General features: G+C 47.6%; 23 protein-coding genes. 7 read left to right on the top strand and 16 right to left on the bottom strand.

The features are described 5' to 3' along the window. Positions 1-38: 38 nt before the first annotated feature. Complete coding sequence (locus G8759_RS35110) at positions 39-821, bottom strand: DUF3050 domain-containing protein (RefSeq protein ID WP_167218415.1); 783 nt, start codon at positions 819-821, stop codon at positions 39-41. Positions 822-975: 154 nt separating this feature from the next. On the opposite strand from G8759_RS35110, the gene G8759_RS35105 reads away from it, so the two are divergent. Further along, positions 976-1,674, top strand: a complete 699-nt coding sequence (locus G8759_RS35105) for a porin family protein (RefSeq protein ID WP_167218413.1) — start codon at positions 976-978, stop codon at positions 1,672-1,674. Positions 1,675-1,807: 133 nt separating this feature from the next. Here the strand turns inward: G8759_RS35105 and G8759_RS35100 are convergent, their stop codons facing one another. From G8759_RS35100 to G8759_RS35080, 5 genes are all read right to left on the bottom strand, one after another. Further along, on the bottom strand, positions 1,808-2,539 hold the full coding sequence (locus G8759_RS35100; RefSeq protein ID WP_167218411.1) for an RluA family pseudouridine synthase: 732 nt from the start codon (positions 2,537-2,539) through the stop codon (positions 1,808-1,810). 71 nt (positions 2,540-2,610) lie between these two features. After that, positions 2,611-3,429, bottom strand: a complete 819-nt coding sequence (gene panB / locus G8759_RS35095) for a 3-methyl-2-oxobutanoate hydroxymethyltransferase (RefSeq protein ID WP_167218409.1) — start codon at positions 3,427-3,429, stop codon at positions 2,611-2,613. Positions 3,430-3,519: 90 nt separating this feature from the next. Further along, complete coding sequence (locus tag G8759_RS35090; RefSeq protein WP_167218407.1) at positions 3,520-4,941, bottom strand: murein hydrolase activator EnvC family protein; 1,422 nt, start codon at positions 4,939-4,941, stop codon at positions 3,520-3,522. Between the two features lie 22 nt (positions 4,942-4,963). Beyond that, a complete protein-coding gene (locus tag G8759_RS35085; protein ID WP_167218405.1) occupies positions 4,964-5,866 on the bottom strand; it encodes a DUF4292 domain-containing protein in 903 nt (300 codons plus the stop codon). 128 nt (positions 5,867-5,994) lie between these two features. Next, entirely contained in the window at positions 5,995-7,776 is a 1,782-nt protein-coding gene (locus tag G8759_RS35080; protein WP_167218403.1) for a tetratricopeptide repeat protein, read from the bottom strand. Between the two features lie 448 nt (positions 7,777-8,224). Here G8759_RS35080 and G8759_RS35075 point away from each other — a divergent pair, with 448 nt between their 5' ends. After that, positions 8,225-8,638 (top strand): Ohr family peroxiredoxin, encoded by a 414-nt coding sequence (locus G8759_RS35075; protein WP_162388780.1) that lies wholly within the window; start codon positions 8,225-8,227, stop codon positions 8,636-8,638. Between the two features lie 50 nt (positions 8,639-8,688). Here G8759_RS35075 and G8759_RS35070 read toward each other — a convergent pair whose 3' ends face one another. The 4 genes from G8759_RS35070 to G8759_RS35055 all read right to left on the bottom strand — a co-directional run bounded on the left by G8759_RS35070 (position 8,689) and on the right by G8759_RS35055 (position 10,416). Continuing rightward, positions 8,689-8,988: a Dabb family protein gene (locus G8759_RS35070; protein WP_167218401.1), complete on the bottom strand. Its 300-nt coding sequence runs from the start codon at positions 8,986-8,988 to the stop codon at positions 8,689-8,691. 89 nt (positions 8,989-9,077) lie between these two features. Beyond that, positions 9,078-9,800, bottom strand: coding sequence for an RluA family pseudouridine synthase (locus G8759_RS35065; RefSeq protein ID WP_167218399.1), 723 nt, complete (start codon positions 9,798-9,800; stop codon positions 9,078-9,080). 145 nt (positions 9,801-9,945) lie between these two features. After that, positions 9,946-10,185 carry a 50S ribosomal protein L28 gene (gene rpmB, locus G8759_RS35060; RefSeq protein WP_162388777.1) on the bottom strand — a complete coding sequence of 80 codons (240 nt, stop codon included), beginning with the start codon at positions 10,183-10,185 and terminating at the stop codon, positions 9,946-9,948. A 63-nt stretch (positions 10,186-10,248) separates the two neighbouring features. Then, positions 10,249-10,416, bottom strand: coding sequence for a DUF5522 domain-containing protein (locus G8759_RS35055; protein WP_167218397.1), 168 nt, complete (start codon positions 10,414-10,416; stop codon positions 10,249-10,251). Positions 10,417-10,582: 166 nt separating this feature from the next. Between G8759_RS35055 and rocD the strand changes: the two genes are divergently transcribed. Continuing rightward, positions 10,583-11,830 carry an ornithine--oxo-acid transaminase gene (gene rocD / locus G8759_RS35050; protein WP_167218395.1) on the top strand — a complete coding sequence of 416 codons (1,248 nt, stop codon included), beginning with the start codon at positions 10,583-10,585 and terminating at the stop codon, positions 11,828-11,830. A 97-nt stretch (positions 11,831-11,927) separates the two neighbouring features. Here the strand turns inward: rocD and G8759_RS35045 are convergent, their stop codons facing one another. Further along, positions 11,928-13,013, bottom strand: coding sequence for a hypothetical protein (locus tag G8759_RS35045; protein WP_167218393.1), 1,086 nt, complete (start codon positions 13,011-13,013; stop codon positions 11,928-11,930). A gap of 292 nt (positions 13,014-13,305) precedes the next feature. Beyond that, positions 13,306-14,898, bottom strand: coding sequence for an ABC-F family ATP-binding cassette domain-containing protein (locus G8759_RS35040; protein ID WP_167218391.1), 1,593 nt, complete (start codon positions 14,896-14,898; stop codon positions 13,306-13,308). A gap of 553 nt (positions 14,899-15,451) precedes the next feature. Here G8759_RS35040 and G8759_RS35035 point away from each other — a divergent pair. From G8759_RS35035 to G8759_RS35025, 3 genes are read left to right on the top strand one after another with little or no spacing between them, the layout of a single operon-like run. Then, positions 15,452-15,994 carry a (2Fe-2S)-binding protein gene (locus G8759_RS35035; protein ID WP_167218389.1) on the top strand — a complete coding sequence of 181 codons (543 nt, stop codon included), beginning with the start codon at positions 15,452-15,454 and terminating at the stop codon, positions 15,992-15,994. Between the two features lie 4 nt (positions 15,995-15,998). Further along, positions 15,999-16,994, top strand: a complete 996-nt coding sequence (locus G8759_RS35030; RefSeq protein WP_167218387.1) for an FAD binding domain-containing protein — start codon at positions 15,999-16,001, stop codon at positions 16,992-16,994. Then, complete coding sequence (locus tag G8759_RS35025) at positions 16,991-19,222, top strand: xanthine dehydrogenase family protein molybdopterin-binding subunit (RefSeq protein ID WP_167218385.1); 2,232 nt, start codon at positions 16,991-16,993, stop codon at positions 19,220-19,222. The genes G8759_RS35030 and G8759_RS35025 overlap by 4 nt, the downstream gene beginning before the upstream one ends. A 63-nt stretch (positions 19,223-19,285) precedes the next feature. Here the strand turns inward: G8759_RS35025 and G8759_RS35020 are convergent, their stop codons facing one another. The 4 genes from G8759_RS35020 to G8759_RS35005 all read right to left on the bottom strand — a co-directional run bounded on the left by G8759_RS35020 (position 19,286) and on the right by G8759_RS35005 (position 22,446). After that, positions 19,286-20,311: a WD40/YVTN/BNR-like repeat-containing protein gene (locus G8759_RS35020; RefSeq protein ID WP_167218383.1), complete on the bottom strand. Its 1,026-nt coding sequence runs from the start codon at positions 20,309-20,311 to the stop codon at positions 19,286-19,288. Between the two features lie 67 nt (positions 20,312-20,378). Then, entirely contained in the window at positions 20,379-20,885 is a 507-nt protein-coding gene (locus G8759_RS35015; RefSeq protein WP_167218382.1) for an anti-sigma factor, read from the bottom strand. Positions 20,886-20,896: 11 nt separating this feature from the next. After that, positions 20,897-21,349 (bottom strand): hypothetical protein, encoded by a 453-nt coding sequence (locus G8759_RS35010; protein ID WP_167218379.1) that lies wholly within the window; start codon positions 21,347-21,349, stop codon positions 20,897-20,899. Between the two features lie 296 nt (positions 21,350-21,645). Beyond that, the gene (locus tag G8759_RS35005; protein WP_167218377.1) at positions 21,646-22,446 is read right to left on the bottom strand and encodes a Rossmann-like and DUF2520 domain-containing protein; all 801 of its coding nucleotides are present in this window, start codon (positions 22,444-22,446) and stop codon (positions 21,646-21,648) included. Between the two features lie 157 nt (positions 22,447-22,603). Here G8759_RS35005 and G8759_RS35000 point away from each other — a divergent pair, with 157 nt between their 5' ends. Beyond that, positions 22,604-23,290 (top strand): glycosyltransferase family 2 protein, encoded by a 687-nt coding sequence (locus G8759_RS35000; RefSeq protein ID WP_232074069.1) that lies wholly within the window; start codon positions 22,604-22,606, stop codon positions 23,288-23,290. Positions 23,291-23,344: the final 54 nt, after the last annotated feature.

Raw genomic sequence — 23,344 nt, 5'->3', positions numbered from 1 at the left:
GGCTTGTTCGGGCATTGAGATTAATTAAAAAAAGGTAATTACGCCGGTTCTGCAAGTGAGATCTGTTCGTAAACACTATCCCATAAAGCAATTCGGGCAACTAGAGCAGCTTCAACGGCTAGCGTAGCTTCGTTCCAGCGTTGTGTATCAGATCCGCAAAGTTCGGCCGTCATGGCTTTGGCTAAATGCGAATGATGGTCGCCGTCGACTTCAATATGTCGTTCGAGGTAATACGTAAAAAGGCCAAGCCGTTCGGGTGACTGATCGCGCAGTTGTCGGACAAGAGCAATAAACAGGTCGGGTATCAGGTCTTCACGTCCAAACGTAAATACAGCCGCAATTTCATGCAATTGGCCTTTTTTGATTAAGTCAAACGTAAAATTGACAAATTGACGGCTCCCATCCGGCAAGCTCACGTTTGAAAGCGCTTCATTGATGGTTTGGCCATGGGTTAGTTCGCTTATGAGGGCGTCGATCTGATGAGTAGCAGCACCAGCCTCATTCATTGCCTTCAGGTAAAGCTCAAAATGGCTGAGTCGATTCCCGTCCGGGTCGACGTCGCTTTCTTCTCCAACAACGATTTCGTTGATCAGATACCGTGTTTCGGGATTGCCGATCGGCCTCCAGGGAACATCTACGCAGGTTAAATTACGCTGTAGAGCCTTTAACAGCGACATGAAATCCCAGACAGCCCAGACATGCGACTGCATGAACAGCCGCAGATCGTCGATGCTACGTACCGAAGCGTATAACGGATGATTGGTTAGTTGTTGACGAAGCGGCTCGATGCGGTCCGACAAAAAATTTAGTTGCTCATTCATAGCGTATTGTAAAATAATTTCAACTTATCATTAATCTTTTTTTCAGATGCTCTGTCCAACCATCGATTTACACAAAACGCAGACAGCCTATTGCAAACGTTTTACACAATCAAGTTCAGGTTCCTATTTTACCAATCCATTTTTCCTTCAGACCATGAAACGTATTGTGCTTTCCCGTGTTATTGCGTTTGCCTTTACCCTATTCGCTGTTCAAACATCATTTGCTCAGGTTCAGATCGGTATCCGGGGCGGTGCCAACTGGGGCTTTGCGTCCAAACCCGATTTTCTGGGTAGTCTCACACCAAGTCTACACCCTTCGGCTGGCCCAACCGGCGCCATTTTTTTAGATATTCCAGTTAGTGACCGTGTATCATTCCGTCCTGAAGTGGCTTATGTACAAAAAGGTTTCGTTGTTAAAGAGGGGCTGGACCTTAATTTTGGTGGATTTACGCTACCCCTGGGTGCTCGGATTGCCTATCAGTCACAAACCATCGAGATCCCTTTACTGGCTAAAATTAACCTATCCGACGGTGCAGTTCAGCCTTACCTGATTGCTGGCCCTGCTGTGAGTTACGCGCTCGATGGCCGTGTCCGTACCCGTGCAACGGCGCTCATTACAACCCAGCCTATCGATGTCGACGTTAATTATGGTAACATGCTGAATCGCTGGGATGTTGGTGCTGTTGGTGGCTTAGGTTTATCAATGGACGCTGGGGTTGGTAAGTTCTTCATTGAAGGCCGCTACACGCATGGGTTCACCCGCCAGGTACAAGTTCCAGTCGTTAACATCAATACGCGTAACCGGGGCGTTGCCGTATCGCTGGGCTATTCATTTCCAATCGGCGGCTATTGATCTTCGATTTCATCATTCACTACAAGACTTTATATTTTTTGTTGAATCAACCTGAATCAGTAAAGGCGGGGCTAATTAGCTCCGCCTTTCTTATTAGGACAAAAATTTGGATACTAAATGTATACAAATTTTCTTATTCGAAAATAAAATCCATGTTTTTATCTTTATAATTTTCATCATCCAATTCCAGAAACTCTTCCCAGAAAGGATCATTAGGTAAGCCTGCCTTACAGATGAGTGGCTCTTTTTTGACCGGATGAATGAAATACAGCCGACGGGCATGGAGATAGATCTTTTTGTCGGCAACAGCCCGATCATACCCATATTTAACATCGCCCCGAATGGGGCTGCCCATATGCGCCAACTGCGAGCGAATCTGATGCGGCCGACCCGTAATCGGGTTTACTTCGAGCAGATAATGCTCATTGATTTTGCCCATTACGCGATACGATAGTTCGGCTTTCTGGGAGCCAGGAACTTCATAGTCATAAACCGTTACCTGGTTCTTCTGCTCATCTTTAATGAGCCAGTTAACCAGTTTATCGGTATTTTTGGGTGGCTTGTGCCGAACGACTGCCCAGTAGGTCTTTTGTACCTGACGTTTACGGAAGATTTCGTTCATCCGTTCCAGCGCTTTTGATGTCCGGGCAAATACAACCAGTCCACTTACCGGCCGATCGAGCCGGTGTACTAAACCCAGAAATACTTCACCGGGTTTTTCGTATTTCTCTTTTACGTACTGCTTCAGTACTTCCAGCAGGGTAGTATCGCCAGTGCGGTCACCCTGAACCAGAATCCCCGGCTCTTTATTAACAATCAATAGGTGATTGTCTTCGTAAATTACCTGAAATGGTTTCTTATTCATAAGTAACGCGGTTTTTCGCCCGCGATATAACGTCTTCTCCGGGTTTACACCCATGCTACTTATTTACTAACTCAATAAGCTTCTTTCTCGTTCGGAAAGTCGTTGGCTTTTACATCGTCCACATAATGGGCAATAGCCTTAGTAATGATTGTGTGCAAATCAGCATACCGGCGTAAGAAACGAGGCTTAAACTCATTATTGATGCCCAGCAGATCGTGGAGAACAAGAATCTGACCGTCAGCATCTGGGCCAGCACCAATACCGATAGTCGGAATCGTAAGGCTTTTAGAGACTGTTTTGGTCAGCGAAGCAGGGATTTTTTCCAGTACAACGCCAAAACAACCAATGTCCTCAAGCATACGGGCATCGTCGATGAGTTTTTGCGCTTCTGCTTCTTCTTTTGCCCGGACGGCGTAAGTGCCGAATTTATAAATAGACTGGGGCGTCAACCCCAAATGGCCCATCACCGGAACGCCTGCACTCAGTATTCGGACAATTGATTCCCGGATTTCCTGGCCACCCTCCATTTTTACGGCATGAGCGCCCGATTCTTTCATGATTCGTATCGCCGAACGCAGTGCTTCGGAGGAGTTACCCTGGTAGGAGCCGAAAGGAAGGTCAACCACAACCAATGCCCGTTTAACACCTCGTACCACCGAACTGGCGTGGTAAATCATCTGATCGAGCGTAATTGGCAACGTTGTTTCATGACCCGCCATTACATTCGAAGCCGAATCACCGACTAAGATCAGTTCAACGCCAGCTGTATCGACGACGCGCGCCATCGAATAATCGTAGGCGGTGAGGGCAGAGATTTTCTCCCCCTTATTTTTCAGTTCCTGAATGGTATGCGTTGTAACGCGCTTGATATCGGGATTATGAACAGACATGTCAGTGGTCAGTTGCAATTCTGAGTAAGCAGTCAAATGGCTGCAAAGGTAGTGCTTTTTAGTAACTGACAACTGAAGCTTTCGAATAGCTTAATGAGGCTGGAGCCACGACTCTGGATTGAGTTTGGTAAATTCTTTCCAGATCTGGAATTGCATTTCAGAAACCCCGTTTTTATCGGTCGCAACGGTACCGATCGATTCGCGGGCTTTTACCCGTTGCCCAACCCGTACGGAAACACTGCGCAACTTGGCATAAACCGTAAAGTAGTCGCCATGCTGTATAGCCACGACGTTATTCATCCCTGGCATATTGGCCACATCCTGTACCACACCGTCGTAGACAGACCGAACGCCTTCTCCAGCATTCGTCTGAATATCAACGCCCTGATTTTCAACATAAATGCCTTTTAAGACGGGGTGAGGCTTTCGCCCAAAGTGGTCAGAAATAAAGCCTTTTGTAACAGGCCAGGGGAGCCTTGACCGGGAGGCTGTAAAGGAAGAAGCCAGTGCCGACTCTTCATCGTTGAGGTTATTGTTACGGCGTTCGTCTGGTTTGGCAGGAGCCGGTGCGGGCTCGGCTGGGGTCTCTGCTTTGGCTACATCGGCGGGGGCCGGTTTTTCGCCCGCTTTTTCGGCAGCCGCGATTGCTTCTTCGGCTCGTTTCCGTTCGGCGGCTTTACGGGCCGCTTCGAGTCGGGCTATGCGTTCGCGTTCGGCACGCTCGCGAGCTTCCCGCTCTGCCCGTTCTTTCGCTTCCCGCGCAATCAGCCGGGTAATCATGGATTCCAGTCGACCTACAGCCCGGCGACTTTCGTCCAGCTCAGCACGAAGTTCAACTTCTTTAACACTCAGCGCTTTGACAACCTGATTTTTTTCATCTTTCAGGTTTTCCAGCTTTTTACTTTCCTGCACTTTTGTTACCAGTGTTCCCTGTTGTTCTTTGCGCTTACGCTGAGTGGCCTGTTGCTTGCCCTGCAACATTGTCTGGACATTGTTCATCTGCCGAACCTGACTTTGCCGGGCATCAGAATATTGACGGAGGTAACGATAACGGGCAACTAACTGATTGAAGTTATCGGACGCAAACAGAAAACCCATCGGATTAACCTGTTGACGGCGTTTATCCGCTGCGTACACCATCGAGCCATATTCGGCCTTTAATTTGTTCAGGTCGCGTTTGAGCGTATTGCTGGCCTGGCGAAGTTCGGCAATCTCGGATTCGGTCAGTTTAAGGTCTTTATTGAGGAGGTTGATTTGCTGCGACTGCGCGTTAATTTGCTGATTAAGGGCTTTGAGCTGCCCCAGACCTACCTGTTTTTCGGAAGCGGTCTGATTGAGAATGGTGCGAATCTGCCCCATTTTCTCCAGGTTTTGCTTCTTCTCTTTTTCCAATGCCTGCCGATTCCGTTGGGTTAGCTGTGCCATTCCAGGTATTGCCAACAAACAAAGGCTTACCAGTAAGCCAAGGCTCAGTTGGAAAGGAACAGGCATCGAAAAAGCTTTAGATTGCATAAGGGCTAAGAAACAAAATTACTTACGGCCGACGTTGATAACTGGCTGGAATCGTGAATGGAAATCCTGGAGTTTTATCAACCAGTTCAACTTTATTGTGTTTAATCCGTAGCAATGTCTGGTAAAATTGACCATCTGTTCTCGATTGGTAATCAAGCGTTACCAGGCTTGTATACGGAAACAGAAAATTATTCAGCGACGTAAAATCTTCATAATCCAGCCGCAAGGTGTTTTTGGTTGGCTGTTCGGTTACCATTAGTTTTTTTAGTTTCCGATCCTGCTCACCGATGTAGTTTTCGACCAGAACTTTACCCTCGCTCTGGCGCAACAGTAAATAATCCCGTTCGTTTTTGATTTTCTGAGCCGGGCGTTTGGGCAACGGTAAATTACCAACGATCAGCGCCTGTAATAATTCGAAATTCATGGCGAAATTGAATTGCTTACTTAGGGTCGGAAAATCATAAACAGAGTACTCTTTATGAATTTTATCGATTATGGTGATCGAGTCGCGGGTAATTAGTCCGCGCACCGCTTCGATTCCTAATTTGGATACTGACAGCCAGATCAGGCTGTCTTTGCGGACCCGAATGTTGATATTGGCGTTATCAATATCCTGATTGGGGCTTTTGAATGAAATTTTTGATTTGGCGGTCAGAAAGCGGAAGTCGATCTCGGCCACGTTAGCCCGTGCTTCTTCAATGCCTGGACGTGTTGGGCGAGGTGTTGTAGCTATCGAGTCGACCGGTCGAACTGGGGTTGGACGATCCGCCACCGACGAGTCGGGTGTTGTGGTAGTCAATGAGGTTGGTGTTGAAACGGTGGCAGTTGGTTGAGAGCCGCTCGAATGAGACAGATGCCGACGTCGACAGCTTTCCGAGTTTACCAACACGCCCAGAAGAAGAACAATTAACAGGTATTTATTCATTTGGGTGGTTTTCGGTATTCAGTATTTGATTTTCGGTATTCAGTTTTGGGGCGCTTTGGGTTTATTTAATAACCGTCAGAAGCCTAAATCGTAAACTATAAACCGTAAACCATACGTCAGAAACCGTTTTACAACTTTCCGGTGGCAATTTTCTTGTCTAAGTCGGGACTGCCACCACCTTTTGTTTTCGCAAGTTTCCATTGCTCGGCCGCCTTGTCGGGTTGGCCAAGCTGATAGAGAACATCGCCATAATGTTCGATAATCGTTCCGCTTACACCCGCCGGATCGGCCACTGCTTTTTCCAGGTACTGCTTTGCCTTGGCATAATCTTTCGAAATATAGAGCACCCAGGCGTAGGTATCCAGGTAGGTTGCATTGGTTGGATTCCGTTCGACGAGCTTTTGCGCTAGTTGTAGAGCTCGCGGCAAATTTGCTTTCCGCAATGACAGGAAGTAGCTGTAGTTATTAAGAACGTGATCGTTCAACGGGTCTACTTTCAGTACGGCTTCGTAGGCTTCGTCGGATTTTGCGTGATCACCAAGGCCATTATAGGCATCACCCAATTGAGCTTCGATGCCTTTCTTGAGTTCGTTGTTCGAGGTGGCAGCCAGCAATTTTTTACTTTCTTCCAACGCATCGACAGCTTCCTGATACTTCCGCTTATAGAGATTGGCCGATCCATTCGAATACCAGAAAAGCCCCTGTGTCGGAAACACTTCGAGCGCTTTTTGCGAGTGATCGAGCAAACTATCTACCTGATTCAATTCACCATCTAATTGCAATAAGGCACCCCAAACCTCATAAATTGAGCCATCTAAACGAGCCGCTTTGGCGTAGGCGTCACGCGCTTCAACTTTCTTGCCCTGCTGCATCAGTAAATCAGCTACCATCACCTGTGTTTTGGGGTCGTTTGGCGAGGTTTTGGCTAAATTCTGCGCCATACTTAGCGCATCCTGCTGGGCCGTAGGGTTTTCTCCGGTCATGCCAACGTAACTCGACAGAATCCGTGCCTTCAGCCCTGCTTCCAGATTCGGATTGGAAAGAACCTGATTCAGCTCTTTGCTAACACGGGCCATATCGCCCTTTTTTCGATAAATATCGGCCAGCAGAACATGTGCCTGAGGTAGATCCGAATTAAGTTTCAGTGCTTTATCGATCCAGGTGATGGCCTGGTCAGTGCGGTCGTTGGCAATCAGTAGTTCAGCTCCTTCGAGAAGATAATCAGGGTCACCTGGCTCTGAAGCAACTAGTTTCTCGGCCTCTTCAACCGCTTTGTCAATTTTATTCTGTTTAAGATAGATTCGCTGTTTCTGGCGCGTAATTTCTTCATTCAGTCCCAACTCCCGTTCTACCTTGTTATAGGTATCGAGTGCTTTATCCGGTTTTTCGTCAAAAAGGTAAATCGCGGCCAGTTCAACCCCATATTCCACATTTTCGGGGCCTTTTTTTAGCAGCGTTTCGTAAAGCTCTTCGGCTTCAACATAGCGTTTCTGTTTGACATAAAGTTCTGCCAGCAAGAGCGCGTAAAATTTATTTTCTTTATCCAGCGAATAGGCTTTGGAAGCATAAGGAATGGCTTCTGTGGTTTTGCCGGTTTTTATCAGGGCATTCGCCGTAGAGTATTGGGCAGCTGCATTGTTGGGATATTTCTGCAGAATTTTGCTAAACTGAGCAATGGCTTTTGCCGGCTCATCGGTCATCATAAACCGCATTCCTTCAGCAAATAGCGTTTCTTCTTCCATGCGAACCGTGGTTGTTGAACCTGATCCCGGTTTAGCAATGGTCGAGTCGGCTTTGATGCGTTTACGTTGCGCTACTGCAGGTGATACGGTAAGCCATAGCACCATACTCAGGCAACCAACTAACCCGATAAGTCGATGATTAAGAAGAAATCTGTATGATGTATTCATGTTGGTCTGCGTGTCGTAGTGCATCATTAACGAAAAACGCGGCTCAACCCGTTCTATTGCGCTTTTGGTTTAAATAAAGCCCTAAGACAAAGGTAGTTCAAAATGATTGAATGTTGGCAACCAATGGATGAACTGAACGGGTAAGAGCCCAATTAGGTGTTGGTATGTTTACATAAATCCCAGCAAATTCTTTGCCTTTATGACCAGAACCGTTTCGTCGTTTTTAGAAATATACAACCTGGTTCTGGCTAAACAGAACATTATGTGATAGACGGGCACATAAATTACTGAATAGACCCATTGCTTTGCTATTTCCAGAGCTACTGGCTTTCGCTCACAACCCTGTGGCTTCAAGACGGTGAGCGAAAGTCAGCAGTATAATTAACTTTTCTGGTTAGGCAGGGTTAATCATTTGCTATGTAAAAGCAATAAATTAAAAACTCAACGAATGGAAACGCTGTATACAGCCACCGTCAGCAATGTCGGTGGGCGCGAGGGAGATGTTAAATCGCTTGATGGGATTCTGGAAATGGATATCCGTCGGCCAGTTGAAATGCATGGAGAAGGCGGAAAACCTAACCCGGAAATGTTGTTTGCTGCGGCCTATAGCTCCTGTTACAACGGGGCACTAATGGGCATTGCCAAAAGGAAGAAAGTTATCCTGCCCGAACATGCCGTTGAGGTTAGTATCTCACTCAATAAAGACGGAGAGAGTATGTTTCTGTCGGGAAAGATCGTTGTGAAAGCACCCGGTATGGATCACGACGAACTTCAGCAACTGGCCGAAACGGCACACGCTGTTTGTCCCTACTCCAAGGCCGTAAAAGGTAATATGGATATAAAAGTGGAAGTGCTGGTGTAAAGGTGAGGAGCGGGGAGAACTAATGAAAGTCATTCTCCCCGCTCCTGTTCTTAACTTACGCCATCATATACCTGAACCCGCCCCCACAGGTGAGAACACTTGGCTACAAATGCCTCGTGAATTGGATGTACCTGATACGCATCATGGGCCGCTTTGTCGGTAAAGACAAACGTTAGTGTGAAGTCGTAGGAGTGATCAATGACAGGTCGGCGGGTTTCGGCGGGCGTACCGATGTAGGCAGCCGAAATTTCCTGTACGGCTTTCAGTGATTCCAGACCAGCCCGGAGAGCATTGTGGTCATCCCCGTTTTCGGGATGTTTAAGCCAGAAGAAAACAGTATGAACGAACATTTGGGTTTGTAGTTTTCGGTTTACAGTTTATAGCGTTAATAGGCCGACGCGAAACTACCACAAACAGTAAACCGAAAGCCACAAACGACTCAACTAAATTTTTCCAACTGTTTCACCAGTACGCCAAAATCCTTGGGATAGGGGGCTATAAATGTCTTCTCTTCGCCATTCAACAGGCTGAATGTCAACGAGTGGGCGTGGAGTGCAACCCGATGGATTAACGGTTGCTCTTCGGTGCCCTGCTTAAGGTTAAACTTACGCTTCACATCCGACAAAAAGACGGGTTCTCCTCCATAAGTTGGGTCATTGACGATTGGCGCTTTCAGGCACATCAGATGGACCCGAATCTGGTGCATTCGTCCCGTGATGGGCATACACTCGACCAGTGTGGTTGTACGATAGGCTTGTAGCGTATTGAAAATGGTTTCAGCAACCTTGCCTTTCTCCCGGTCAATTCGGACAGCCGTTCCGTCTTTGATGGGCGAAATGGGCAAATAGACCGAAATGCCGTCGAAATCGTGTACACCATTCGTAACGGCGTGGTAGCGTTTCGTAACCTCACGGTGCTCAAACTGCATCGCCAAATGCCGGTAAGCCTCCGGATTTTTGGCGATGGCCAGAATTCCCGATGTTTCCTTGTCCAGCCGATGGCCGAGTTGTGCATCAGCATGGTAGGCTTTTGCCATGCGCACAATACTTTGACCACCCCGGTCAACCGTGCGTTCGTCGAGCGAGGCTACGTGAGGTGGTTTATTGATCAGTATATAATCATCGTTTTCGAAAACGATGAGGTCTTCAAAGTTCAGTTTCATGAAAAACCGTTTTTGGTTTTACGATTGTCAATTTAGTGAAGTCGGCATAGAATTGCCGAATACCGTAAACTCAAAACCGTAATTACAAACACAAAAAGCCTCCTCCGTAGCGGAAGAGGCTCACTGATAAATATCTTGCGAAAGACTATACCGACAGCGTACCGCGCTCGTATGCCTTGCGGAGCGTTGCTTCCAGACCGTTTTTGTTGATGGTCTTAATGGCCGATGTAGCCACTTTCAGCGTAACCCACTCGCCGGTTGATTCGACGAAGAACCGCTTCTTTTGCAGGTTCGGGAAAAATTTACGCTTGGTTTTATTGTTGGCGTGAGAAACATTGTTTCCCGTACGCGTGCGTTTTCCTGTTATTTGACAAACTCTGGCCATTACCGTACTCGTTTTCCGTATGAGGGCGCAAAATTACCTAATCTATTCATAATCTGCAACTCATTACTCCTTTTTTTTGAATCCATACGGGCAATGCCGGCAACCATTCCGGCAACAATAACCTCGTTTGAGATGATAGGCGGCCGTAAAGACAACAAAACCTTCGGGTGTATAGTAATAATCAGTGTTGTCTAAACCTGCAATTTTTTTCTTCTCGGGCTGCGATGACATGCTTTTGGGCATATGCCTGAATAACTGTATTTTTGAGCAAACGGCCTGTTTGATTTTGGGTATTGCGTTTTGGCGTTGACACGTGGTTAGGCACAGCATCAATCGGCCAATGGCTAAAATCCAGCATCTGGCGCCTAAATATATTAAACTTATTTCACTGCGAGCTATGGAAACGACAACACCGATTTCAGCCGCCGACCAGGCCATGCAACTGGAATGGCACTACGGTGCACATAATTACCATCCGATTCCGGCCGTATTGACGCGGGGCGAAGGGGTCTTTGTGTGGGATGTGGAGGAGAAGCGCTACTTTGATTTTCTGTCTGCTTATAGTGCGGTTAGTCAGGGCCATTGCCATCCACGTATCATTAATGCAATGATTCAGCAGGCGCAACGATTGACGCTTACATCGAGGGCATTTTATAATGATAAAACGGGTCTGTGCGAAAAATTCCTCTGCGAATATTTTGGCTATGATAAAGCGCTTCTCATGAATTCTGGCGCTGAAGGGGGAGAAACGGCTCTTAAGCTGACCCGAAAATGGGCTTATAAAGTGAAAGGTATCCAGCAGGATCAGGCTAAAACCGTCTACGCTGCCGGAAATTTCTGGGGGCGAACGCTGGCTGCCATTTCATCATCGACAGATCCGAGCAGTACAAACGACTTTGGTCCGTTGGTTCCCGGCTACATTATCATCCCCTATAACGACCTGAACGCACTGGAGGATACTTTTAAAAGCGACCCGAATATTGCCGGATTTATGGTTGAGCCCATTCAGGGCGAAGCCGGAGTCGTTGTGCCTGACGAAGGCTACCTGCGTGGTGTTCGCGATTTGTGCACGAAATATAATGTCCTGTTTATTGCCGATGAAGTCCAAACCGGAATCGGTCGTACCGGTAAACGAGTAGCCTGCGATCATGAAAACGTAAAGCCTGATCTGCTGGTATTGGGTAAAGCACTGTCGGGTGGCACAATGCCCGTATCGGCGGTAATGACGTCAGACGAGGTAATGCTGACGATTAAGCCCGGCGAACACGGCAGCACCTATGGAGGAAATCCGCTGGCGTGTGCTGTCACGATGGAAGCGCTTCAGGTTGTTGACGACGAGAAATTGGCGGAGAACGCAGCAGCGATGGGCGACATTTTCCGGGCTCGTATGACTGCGTTGAGTCAGAAAACGGATCTTGTAAAATCTGTTCGCGGGAAAGGATTACTCAATGCCATTGTCATTGCCGAACGGCCCGAGCTTGGCTCCGAAACGGCCTGGGAAATCTGTCTTAAACTAAAAGACAACGGTCTGTTGACCAAGCCGACTCACGGCGATAAAATCCGGTTTGCCCCTCCGCTCGTTATTAACGAAGACCAGATGCACGAAGCATGCGATATTATTGAAAAAACGGCGCTGGCATTTTAGTCAATAGCCTAGCGAAAAACAAAGCGGTGGGCGAGAGGAGGCTGGGTTAGTAGTGCCCATTTCTCCTGTTCGCCCACCGCTTTGCGTTACTAGCTATTTATTCCGCTTTTGTACCATCGGCATTGTAAAAAACACCACCTGCTATTGGCTGACCATTTTTGAACGTTGCCACCAAACGGCCACCATCTGCGAAATAGTAGGTCCCTTTGCCATTCGGCACGTTTTTCTGAAACCAGCCTGCATACTTATCGCCGTTCAGGAAGAAATAAACGCCGTAGTCCGAACGAAGATTATCCCGGAAGTTACCTTTGTACTTTACCTTGCCATCGGCGTAATACTCGACTCCTTCGCCGTGTTTATCGCCTTCTTCAAATTCACCGGCATAACGTTCGCGGGTGGGGTACACGAAGGTTCCTGTTCCATCCTGGCAGTCGCCGGAAACACAGCCCACTGTGGCGCGGGCGGTGGAAGTGGGAGCAACAACGGGTCGCGATGGGGCAGCTGTTGTATTGGTGTTAGTAGCGATAGGCTTGGGAGCCATCGCTGTTGGGGTTTTAACGGCTGTCCGGTTTTTGGGATACATCGCTTCAGCTTCCAGCCAGCCTTTTCGGATCGCTTCGATGCGGGCAGGTTTGGCCGGGTGCGTTGATGTGGCATGTTCGTCGCCGAGCGCCCTGACAGCTACGGTCGCTTCATCGAGTGATGCGCCCAGCTGATGCAGGACAAATCCCGAAAACTTATCGGCTTCAATTTCCTTGAGCGGCTGACCGCCCCGTCCATCAATCGTGTGTCCCTGAAGGTGATGACCGATCTCGTGCGCCATGATGCTGATGGCCGACCAGTCGGTTTCAGTTTCTTCTTCGATACCTTGCATGAAAGCCGCATCATAAATTATAAAACGCTGGCCTTTAACCACTGTAGCAAAGCAGTTGTCGGTATTGGCACACTCCATAACCTTGAAGTTGCGCACCAGGCCAATTGGTTTTAAAATTCGGTCTACCACACGTTCGGCGTGGCCAGTAGAGGGCGCGTTCGTGTTTGCACAGATAACCTGCGGACCACTGTTTCCGCCTGTGTATTTGCAGATGAATGTTTCCTGCGCTGGCGTTTGAGCCATCAGGGGGCCAAACAAGGCCATGCTTACTAAAATAGTGGGTAGTGATAAAGCCGTTTTCACAGGCATAACCGAGCAGCGTTAATCGTTCAACACGGCAGAATAACGAACAAATACAGGTTGCTATTTTAGGGCAAATGAGTAAAGTGGCGAGATATGAATAGGCAAATGCCTTTACTGGTTTCTTCTCTAAATCTCTCACTAGCTTCACTGGAGAGATTTAGAGAAGAAAACCTTTGTGAACCAACTACTTATCTTAAAATAAATCAATTTATTAGGTAAGCAGTTGCGGAATATCCACTGAACTATTCCCCTTTGCCTAGACTAAAGGTTCATCGGTAGATTTAACGAATGACCGGCATTAATTCAGGCTGATCGTTGATTCTACCAGAATCTCATCAATAAAATACTGGTCATGTGAAATGACCAGTACAGAACCGTTAAAACTCTTTACCGCCGTTGTCAGTATTTCCTGACTAAGCACATCCAGATTATTGGTAGGTTCATCCAGAATGAGTAGGTCGGGCGTATTATTGCCGATTTCCAGGCAGCAAAGCACCAGTTTCATCTTTTCACCTCCACTGAGTCCAGCGCATTTCCTGTCCCAGCTCTCCCTGGGAAATTGATGCTGGTGCAACATCATTTTCAGGTCATGCTCCAGCAGCGGTCGGGTATTGAATTTTTGGGCCTGCTCAATAACCGAAAGCTGGTTGTCGATGATCGAATAGTCCTGATCTATGTAGGCATGGTGGAAATCAGCCCTAAAAAGTACTCCGACCGACGGCTGTAAATTACCCGTCATTAGTTTCAGGAGCGTTGTCTTGCCGGAACCATTATTGCCCGCTATCCTTATTCGGTCGCCAGAACGAACCTGAAAGGTCAAAGGAGACTGCCAGAGGTATTGGTCGCTATAGGAGAAATTTATGGCCCTGGCATCGATCAACAGCTTTCCTTTGTGTAGATCGGATTTTCGAAGATCGAGCTTTAAAGCCTGATTTTCCTGAATTTGGGACCTGATTTGTTTAACGTTATCCGCAATGCCATTTATTTTCTCGGTTTGAACATCTTTCAATTTGGCGGTACTTTGCTCTGCTTTGCGTTGAAGTCCACCGGCAACAATGCGGGGCAACGATTGTTTTTGGCCTTGCGCCTTTCCCCGGACTTCCTTCTTCTGACGTTGTTCCGCAACATCCCTGGCTTTCTGCTGGGCTTGTTTCAGAGTCTTCGCCTGCTCGTCCAGTTGATTGTGCAGCGCATTTAATTTACCATCTTTCTGGTCTTTATAGAACGCATAATTTCCGCCATAGACCTCAATGCCACTTTTACTCAATTCCAGCGTCTTGTCCAGCAGATTTAACAATGTACGGTCATGGCTAACCACCAGAATGGTTTCTCTACTCTTGATAATGAACTCATAGAGTAAATCACGGCTTTCTGAATCCAAATGATTGGAGGGTTCATCAAGAAGGATGATGGAAGGAGAATGAATGCCTATTCCCGCCAGAAAAACCTTTGTTTTCTCTCCTCCGCTCAATGAATTCATGGTTTGAAAAAGGTCCAGATGCTGTAAATGCCAATAGGCCAGTGCGGTAGTCACACGTTCTTCAATCTCCCAGTCATCATTCAAAACTGTAAAGTTTTGGGAAGATACATCCCCGTCGAGAATGGCCCGTAAGGCGTTCCGCTTCTCCTGTATTCCTAATGCTTTTGCTACGGAATAATCATCGAATTGACCTACATGTTGGGGTACGTAATAGGGTTTTCCCGAACAAATAATTTCGCCTTCGGCTGGTAGAATACGACCTGCAATTAATTGCAGAAAAGTTGATTTGCCTGCGCCATTATTTCCTACCAAAGCCGCTTTTTCGCCAGTAAGAATGGATACGTTTATGCGTTGAAACAGCACCCCTCCATCGGGATGTATATAGGAAAGTGACTTAGCTACAATACTCATGATTGTACTAAATTGAATGGGATAAACGAATGGGAAAAATAGAATACGGATAGCCAAACAAGCCCGTGATGGCGTTTGCTATCTTGCTGACTGAGCAATTCGAAATTGCCCGTTATGGAAGGAGAATTACATGAGATTTAAGTAATAGCCACTACACAGAGGGACTGCGTAATTGGCCTATTGACAACTTTTTGCCAAAACGTTCCGCTGAGCTGGAACAGATGATGGTAGACAACCATCGATCTTACTTAAATCCTACATGGAAAGAGTGATTCGTTTTTAACGATACAAAGATAATGCTGGCAACGCATAAAACGCAAGCTATTGCACCACTGAAAAAATGACTGGAGTAAGATCATCGGGAAGACTATCAGAGGCTAATTGCTGAAAAAGTCTCAAAAGTCGATGATCAATAAGCACGTATTTTATGCGATTGGCCGGGCCGGTCAATAACTCGATCGCCTGAACAGTTGCTGATCTTCTGGTTTTTTGAACATCCGCCTGAAGGGTCCGTTCTACCATTCATCTGATTAACTATTGCTTAATAGACAGTATGCAGACGACACTCTTACCTCCTGAGGTACTTCCGAATGAGGTTTCGTTGCCAGTCAAACGATTGGTTACGTTAACCGTAAACGGCGAGGAAAAACAACTCGAATTAGCTCCCTGGACAACCTTACTCGACGCGCTACGAGAATACATGAACCTGACCGGCACCAAAAAAGGCTGCGATCATGGACAGTGTGGTGCCTGCACTGTGCTGGTTGATGGAAAGCGGATTAATTCGTGCCTGACGCTGGCGATCATGAAAGAAGGGTCCGAAATAACGACTATCGAAGGAATTGCCAGCGACGGCGACGGCTCTTCGATTCAATTACATCCGCTTCAGGCCGCTTTCATTGAGCATGATGCCTATCAATGCGGCTATTGCACGCCGGGCCAGATCTGTTCGGCCATAGGATTGATCAACGAAGGGCGAGTGCGCACTGCCGACGACATTCGGGAGTTGATGAGTGGTAATATATGCCGCTGCGGTGCATATCCCCACATTGTAGATGCGATTAGTGAAGTAATGCAAATCGATGTAAAGGCCTGATGTTATGAATAGCTTTTCTTACGCCCGTCCCGATGATATTGAGATTGCTGTAGACGATTTGGCAACTCACAATGGGGCTAAATTTATAGCTGGTGGTACGAATCTCCTCGATTTGATGAAGGAGAATGTCGAACGACCTAATCGACTCATCGACATTAATCGGCTCCCGCTCAGCACAATTGAGGATACTGAAGACGGGGGGCTACGGCTTGGCGCTTTAGTGACAAACGCTGATACGGCCTATAATGAGCAGGTAGAAACGCGTTATCCACTCCTGTCGCAGGCTATTCTGGCGGGAGCATCTCCTCAGCTGCGAAATATGGCAACAAACGGCGGCAATCTCTTTCAACGCACACGCTGCTATTATTTTTACGATACGGCGATGCCCTGCAACAAACGCCAGCCCGGTTCTGGATGTGGTGCCCTGAACGGCTATAACCGCATTCATGCTATTCTGGGTACGAGCGAGAGTTGTATCGCGACTCACCCATCGGACATGTGCGTTGCTTTACGTGCGCTTGATGCCGTTGTCCGCGTATCGGGCCCATCGGGTGAGCGAACCATTCCAATCGCTGATTTTCACCGGCTACCAGGTCATGAGCCACAATACGACAATACCATACAACCCGGCGAATTAGTGGTCGCTATTGATTTACCCGCAAAAGGGTTTTCTGAGTACCATACCTATCTCAAACTTCGCGACCGCGCTTCGTATGCGTTTGCCCTGGTATCGGTAGCTGCGGCTCTCGAAATAGAAGATGGCCAGATTACCGATGCCCGAATTGCATTAGGTGGTGTGGCACATAAGCCCTGGCGAAAGCAGGAAGTAGAAGCTATGCTGATTGGTAAGCCAGCCACTAAAACCAGTTTTCAGCCCATAGCTGAAGCGCTGGTTGAGGGGGCGCGGGGATATGGACATAATACATTCAAAATAGAACTGGCTAAGCGTGCTATCGTGCGGGCGTTAGGGCAGGCTGCTAAACTCGAACCAACCGTATGACTCGATACATCGGAAAGCCGCTGAGCCGTGTTGATGGGCTCGATAAAGTGACTGGCAAAGCTAAATATGCCGGTGAGTTCAATGTGCCGGGTTTAGCCTATGGATACGTAGTGTCAAGCGCTATTGCCAAAGGCAAAATAAACCGTATCGATACTCGTGATGCTCTTAGCCTTGATGGGGTCTTACAGGTCTTTACGCATGAGAACCGGCCAAAACTGGCGTGGTTCGATCTAAACTATAAAGACCAGGATGCACCCCCAGGTTCGCCGTTCAGGCCGTTGCAGGATGAGAAAATAAAGTATAGTGGTCAGCCTGTTGCACTGGTTGTGGCCGAAAACTTTGAACTGGCCCGGTATGCAGCTTCGCTGGTTAAGGTCGATTATACCATTGAACCGCACGAAACGGATCTGGAAGCAAATCGGGACGAAGCTCGTAAGCCCAAGCTGGGTGTAGCGAGCTTATTGAAGCCACCACCGCCTAAACCTCGCGGCCATTTTGAGGAGGCTTTCGCTGAATCGGCCGGGCAGGTCATGGAGGAGTATGTTCATGCCATTGAGCATCACAACCCCATGGAGATGTTTGCTACGACGGTGGTTTATGAGCGAAAAGGGAAGCTAACGATATACGACAAAACACAGGGTGCTCCCAACAGCCAGTTATATGTGTCACAGGTATTTGATATGCCGTTTAGTGATGTACGCGTACTATCGCCTTACGTTGGGGGAGGTTTCGGATCCGGGCTACGCCCTCAATACCAGTTGTTTTTGGCAGTGCTGGCCGCTCGTGAACTGAAGCGATCGGTACGGGTGACCCTGACCCGCCAGCAGATGTTCACATTTGGTCACCGACCCGCTACGATACAAACAGTGGGTTTGGGTGGCTCTCTAGATGGAACGATGAATGCGATCCGTCATGATGCCGTTGCCGAAACCTCACAATTTGAAGATTATACTGAAATAGTGGTCAACTGGGCGGGCATGCTCTATTCCGCCGAAAACGTCAAACTTAGCTATGAACTAGTCCCGCTGGATGTATACACGCCACTCGATATGCGGGCGCCGGGCGGAGTAACGGGCGTGTCGGCTCTTGAGTGTGCAGTTGATGAACTGGCTTATAAAATCGGGATGGACCCGCTCGAATTGCGTCTGAAAAATTATACAGACCGGGACATGAACGAAGACTTGCCCTATTCGAGCAAAGAGCTTAGAGAATGTTTTCGGCAGGGGGCCGAGCGATTTGGCTGGTCTAAACGCAACCCTGAACCCCGATCAATGCGAACTAATCATACACTCATCGGGTGGGGAATGGCAGTCGGTATATGGGATGCCACGCAGGGACCCGCGCGGGCAGAAGCCGTTCTGATGGTCAACGGAAAATTGCGCGTGAGCAGTGCTACGGCTGATATCGGGACCGGTACATACACTGTTATGACGCAGATTGCTGCCGATACACTCGGGATTCCGGTTGAGGATGTGCTGTTTAAGCTGGGTGACTCTGATCTGCCCTTAGCGCCCATTCAGGGTGGTTCCTGGACGGTGGCAACGGTCGGTTCGGCCGTCAAAGTCGCCTGCGAAGATCTGGGCAAAAAACTGTTCAAACTGGCGAAGAAAATGCCGAATTCTCCGTTTGCGAAAAAAAGCCTTGATGAAGTCGAGTTTATGAACAAATCCATTCGTCTGAAAAACGATCCGACTACATCGGTTTCATTGCTGGCCGTAGTCGATTCAAATGGAGGTCGGGCTGTTCGGGAAACGTCGACTTCGTTACCGAATATGCTGGAACAACGAAAATACGCCCGAAATACGCATTCGGCAGTGTTTGTTGAAGTTCAGGTCGATGAAGAACTGGGAACGATTCAGGTAACGCGGGCCGTGAGCGCCATTGCGGGTGGCCGTATCATGAACCCCAAAACTGCCCGTTCTCAAATTATTGGTGGCATGGTTTGGGGGATCAGTAAAGCACTTGAAGAAGAAAGTGTGATGGATCACACTTTTGGTCGATTCATGAATCATAATTTAGCCGAATACCATGTAGCCGTTAACGCCGATATTCATGATCTTGACGTCATCTTTGTTGAAGAACATGATACTATCGTGAATCCTCTTGGAGCGAAAGGACTTGGCGAAATCGGTATCGTTGGCATGCCTGCCGCCATTGCCAATGCCGTTTTTCACGCTACTGGTAAACGAATTCGGGAGTTGCCGATTACGTTGGATAAGCTTTTGTGAATAAGTGAGTTCAGTAAGGGGATGATGGTGGAAATCACCTAAGCTTCCCCTTACTGAACTCACTTATTTAAATCGTTGTACGGCTATTTTTCCTTTGGCCCCTACAGCATAGCAAGTGCCTTTTGCACAGGCGAGGGAGTGGAATCCGTCCGTGTCGATTTTTTGCCAGGTTTGACCCTGATCGGCCGATAAACTCGTGCCAGATGGCCCTACAGTAAGCAAACGATCGCCAGGAATAAGCGCAATGGCTTCTTTAAGGCCAGGTGGGTCAGTCTGGGCAACAAGTTGCCAGGTATCGCCACCGTCGCGGGTGATGGCTGCATTAGGGCCGGTTTGTTGCTCCTGCTTGTAATTACCACCAACAACCATTCCTACTTTCTCGGTAAAAAACTGCATTCCGAACAAACCTGTAGCATCGCCAGCCGGTAACGGCGTATTGCTGACACTCCAGGTCCGGCCGCGGTCGCTGGAGCGGAATACGCGTGAATTGATGGCCCCACCCGAGGCAATCCATACGTTTCGTTTGCCCTGTATGACAAGGCTGGTGCCACTGGCTGCAAAGGCAGCTTCATTGGGGTGCATCAGGGGTATGTTGCCGGGAGGCACAGGTTGCCACGTTTTTCCGCCGTCGTCGGTCGTGAGAATGAACCATCTGTTATCGACTGGATCACTGAAAATAATGCCATGCTGTTTATCCCAGAAATCCATTCCGTCGAAGAAAACTCCGGGTTGTTGTGTTCTGTACAGGAGCGCCCATGTTTTTCCGCTGTCAGTTGTTTTATAGATGCGAGCCTGATCTTTTTCGGCGGGGCCAGCACTCATTAAGTAAGCGGTTTGCTCATCAATGGCCTGTACATCGCGAAAATCGCATGATTGGGCATCCGGAACACTCCCCGTTTGCCAGGTTTGACCGCCATCCGCTGTACGAACAAAGGTGCCCTGAGTGCCACCAATCCAGGCAACATTAGGCCCTGATACGCTCACCGACCGAAAGCTGGCGGTAGTTTGAACTGTTTGTAATTGCCATTGCCCAATGGCAGGAGCGAAAGAAGAGAAATAGGCTAAAACAATAACTATACGTTGCTTCATGGGAAAGAGATTGTCTGCTAACGGGCAATTCGTTTGCCTTATGACAGTCAGTCAACCCAAATGTAACCTAAGGTGTTACACCAGATGGCAGCGGGGATGTTTGCTGAGAGGCTGCTTTAAGCCGGATAATTTCCTGTTCGAGACTGTTTGTTTTGAAATAATAGTAAAGTCCGAGGATCAAAAAAATCTTGGATAGAATAAACACGGCAATAAAAGCCGGGCGCCAGTATTTATGCACCCGAATGTGGGTATCATCTACTTCGACATCTATGTAATTGGGTTTTACCGATTCGTCTGATGGCTCTGGTTTGAAACGGGTGTACTCTTCCGGATCGCGCTTTTTGAGCTCGTTCTTATTTATTTTTTCCAAAATCGCCTTCCTGACGGCTGGTGGCGGAGGAACAGCGTTACGCAAAAAATACTGCTCCATTTCTGTTTCCAACTCATTCAAATGAGATAATATTTCCGGATCAGTAGTCAACAAACGTTCTACCTCCTGTTTCTCATCGTCAGACACCAGGCCTAATAGATATGATTCTAAAACGCCATTTGTCAAATAGTGATAATTCTTCAAGGCGAGGACAGTTAAGATGTACGAAGATACTTAAAATAATCGCGAATAGACTTCATGACATCTGCATATGGCATTTGCAATCGTTCGGCAATCGCTCCGAGCGCATAGCCCTGGCGGAACGATAGATCAAATATAAGCTTCTCTGTATTGTCGTTCTCGGGTTGTTGAGGTTCTGCAGGTAATGGATTGGCAGTTGTTGCGATCCTATTGGCTTCGAGCGCTTTGGTACGGGCTAGCCGAATTATATTACAGGCCAGACTGGTAGGCGCTTTCAGACACTGATCCATTTCAGGAGAGGCAAATAAATCGACTAAAATCTGTTGCGCCAGCTCAGGTTGGGGAATTATCTGTAAGATAACGCCATACGCCATAGCCCCAAACTTTTCGTACAACGCAAGCCGCTCAGTATCCGCAGAACTGCCCTCAGAAACAGACGTTCCGTCTAATCGTTTTAACGCACCCATACCGGTCAATTAATTACACCTGTTCCATCAAAGGATCACTGGTTAGTAGAATTCTCAAATAATAGTTGAGAAAACTTTTCTCCATAAAGTACTAACAGCGCGAAATATACGCAAATGAGTTAGTTACATGAGCAGGAGGTATATCAATTTTGTTTAAAAATAAAGTAAAACTATATCATTTGTTGATTTTGCCCAAGTCTTTGATAATTTATTAAATGTGACTTAGGGAAAGGTAAAACCAAGTTACCAGTGATACAACAAAAGCTGATTTTTGAAAACCTATACTATTCTCTGATTCATCGACCATATCGATGCCTGATATTTTCGGTCATGATCTGATAAATTTCGGCCAGTTGCGGTTGCGATGATAACTGGGATAAATGGCTTTCGATCGTTGTCATATCGCCCCGGCGGGCCGGCCCTGTCTGAACATCGGCGGGATTATTGGCCGCCAGTCCCTTGCGGATCGTTTCCCGGATAATGGGTTGCAGCAATTCGAATTCCAGGCCATCGGCAGTGCTCAGATCATGAGCAATGCTTAATAGATGATTGGTGAAATTACAGGCGAAGACGGCTGCCAGGTGGAGCGTTTGGCGTTCTGACGACGTAAGCAGGTAAACAATATCACTTAATTCCTGCCCTAACTTGACGAGAGCGTCTTCCGTTACTTTGTCGGATGCTTCGATGCAGAGAGGTATCTCGCCGAAGTCCATAAAAGACTGACCTCTAGTAAACGTCTGTAATCCGTAAAACACACCCGTTTGTACCGGAACATCGCTATAAATAGCCATCCAGTTTTGAAGCGCACTGAGCGATTTATTGCCTGATGTGTGAACAAGCGTAGCGTTTTCGGGCAATACGAGTCGAGAACAGACCGAGTCGAGGGCGTCGTCGGGAACGGCCAGGACAAATAATTTTGAGGGGCTGTCAGCAAAATTCAGATCTGAATGAGTCCGGGCATCGTAGAGATTACTAACCAACTGACGACTATGCTGAAGCTGCCGACTGTAAACTTCATTGATGTGATGTCCCGCGTTTTCGAGGGCTGGAGCAAGGTGCCAGGCGAGGTTACCCGCACCAATAAAGGATATTTCCATATGTCAAGTATATAACATTTTGATTGAATTTGGCATCCTATCTTTGGGATGGGTAAATGAGCGAATAGATAATTGGGATAAAGCAATACTAAACCAGGCCCTTCCTATTCGCCTTAATGCCCCAATTTCTTGCTCACACAAACTGCTTAGCTATATTTTGTACTCAATACTCGTTATCATTCCTGCCTTCAATGAAGAAAACTCGGTTGGCAACGTCATCCGTGAAATTCCGGTAGGTCTGGTGGATGAAGTTGTCGTGGTCAACAACAATTCGAATGACCAAACGGCGGTTGAAGCGGCCCGCGCTGGAGCCACCGTATTGAACGAGCCAATTCAGGGATACGGACGGGCTTGTTTGGCCGGAATCACCTACGCTCACAATCGGCAACAAAAGCCAGATGTTGTTGTTTTCATTGATGCTGACTATTCGGATTTTCCCAACGAAATGACACAGGTGGTAGCGCCCATTCTAAACGATGAAGCAGATATGGTGATTGGTTCGCGGGCACTGGGTAACCGACAGCGGGGCTCGATGACACCGCAGCAATTGGTTGGTAACTGGCTGGCTACAACGTTGCTTCGCTGGCTGTATGGGGTTCATTATACGGATCTTGGTCCGTTTCGGGCGATTCGATTTGATAAACTACTGGCTTTGAACATGCGGGATACAACGTACGGATGGACTGTTGAGATGCAACTGAAGGCAGCAAAGCAAGGACTACGGATCACAGAGGTTCCGGTCAACTATCGAAAGCGAATTGGGTTCTCAAAAATTTCAGGAACCGTGAAGGGCACGGTGCTGGCAGGTTACAAGATTATTACGACGATTTTCAAGTACTGGTAATTAATAACCGGGCAATTGTTCATAATTGCCCGGCAACGAACTCAACGTTAGATC

The organism is Spirosoma aureum (genome assembly GCF_011604685.1).
GTDB lineage: Bacteria > Bacteroidota > Bacteroidia > Cytophagales > Spirosomataceae > Spirosoma > Spirosoma aureum.
Note: the sequence above shows the minus strand (reverse complement) of the source record. Positions and strands in the feature narration are given on the sequence as shown.

What these genes read in the sequence shown, in the direction of transcription:
- G8759_RS35110 (WP_167218415.1), bottom strand. Translation starts at nt 821, where the DNA reads ATGAATGAGCAACTAAATTTTTTGTCGGACCGCATCGAGCCGCTTCGT.
- G8759_RS35105 (WP_167218413.1), top strand. Translation starts at nt 976, where the DNA reads ATGAAACGTATTGTGCTTTCCCGTGTTATTGCGTTTGCCTTTACCCTA.
- G8759_RS35100 (WP_167218411.1), bottom strand. Translation starts at nt 2,539, where the DNA reads ATGAATAAGAAACCATTTCAGGTAATTTACGAAGACAATCACCTATTG.
- panB (WP_167218409.1), bottom strand. Translation starts at nt 3,429, where the DNA reads ATGTCTGTTCATAATCCCGATATCAAGCGCGTTACAACGCATACCATT.
- G8759_RS35090 (WP_167218407.1), bottom strand. Translation starts at nt 4,941, where the DNA reads ATGCAATCTAAAGCTTTTTCGATGCCTGTTCCTTTCCAACTGAGCCTT.
- G8759_RS35085 (WP_167218405.1), bottom strand. Translation starts at nt 5,866, where the DNA reads ATGAATAAATACCTGTTAATTGTTCTTCTTCTGGGCGTGTTGGTAAAC.
- G8759_RS35080 (WP_167218403.1), bottom strand. Translation starts at nt 7,776, where the DNA reads ATGAATACATCATACAGATTTCTTCTTAATCATCGACTTATCGGGTTA.
- G8759_RS35075 (WP_162388780.1), top strand. Translation starts at nt 8,225, where the DNA reads ATGGAAACGCTGTATACAGCCACCGTCAGCAATGTCGGTGGGCGCGAG.
- G8759_RS35070 (WP_167218401.1), bottom strand. Translation starts at nt 8,988, where the DNA reads ATGTTCGTTCATACTGTTTTCTTCTGGCTTAAACATCCCGAAAACGGG.
- G8759_RS35065 (WP_167218399.1), bottom strand. Translation starts at nt 9,800, where the DNA reads ATGAAACTGAACTTTGAAGACCTCATCGTTTTCGAAAACGATGATTAT.
- rpmB (WP_162388777.1), bottom strand. Translation starts at nt 10,185, where the DNA reads ATGGCCAGAGTTTGTCAAATAACAGGAAAACGCACGCGTACGGGAAAC.
- G8759_RS35055 (WP_167218397.1), bottom strand. Translation starts at nt 10,416, where the DNA reads ATGTCATCGCAGCCCGAGAAGAAAAAAATTGCAGGTTTAGACAACACT.
- rocD (WP_167218395.1), top strand. Translation starts at nt 10,583, where the DNA reads ATGGAAACGACAACACCGATTTCAGCCGCCGACCAGGCCATGCAACTG.
- G8759_RS35045 (WP_167218393.1), bottom strand. Translation starts at nt 13,013, where the DNA reads ATGCCTGTGAAAACGGCTTTATCACTACCCACTATTTTAGTAAGCATG.
- G8759_RS35040 (WP_167218391.1), bottom strand. Translation starts at nt 14,898, where the DNA reads ATGAGTATTGTAGCTAAGTCACTTTCCTATATACATCCCGATGGAGGG.
- G8759_RS35035 (WP_167218389.1), top strand. Translation starts at nt 15,452, where the DNA reads ATGCAGACGACACTCTTACCTCCTGAGGTACTTCCGAATGAGGTTTCG.
- G8759_RS35030 (WP_167218387.1), top strand. Translation starts at nt 15,999, where the DNA reads ATGAATAGCTTTTCTTACGCCCGTCCCGATGATATTGAGATTGCTGTA.
- G8759_RS35025 (WP_167218385.1), top strand. Translation starts at nt 16,991, where the DNA reads ATGACTCGATACATCGGAAAGCCGCTGAGCCGTGTTGATGGGCTCGAT.
- G8759_RS35020 (WP_167218383.1), bottom strand. Translation starts at nt 20,311, where the DNA reads ATGAAGCAACGTATAGTTATTGTTTTAGCCTATTTCTCTTCTTTCGCT.
- G8759_RS35010 (WP_167218379.1), bottom strand. Translation starts at nt 21,349, where the DNA reads ATGGGTGCGTTAAAACGATTAGACGGAACGTCTGTTTCTGAGGGCAGT.
- G8759_RS35005 (WP_167218377.1), bottom strand. Translation starts at nt 22,446, where the DNA reads ATGGAAATATCCTTTATTGGTGCGGGTAACCTCGCCTGGCACCTTGCT.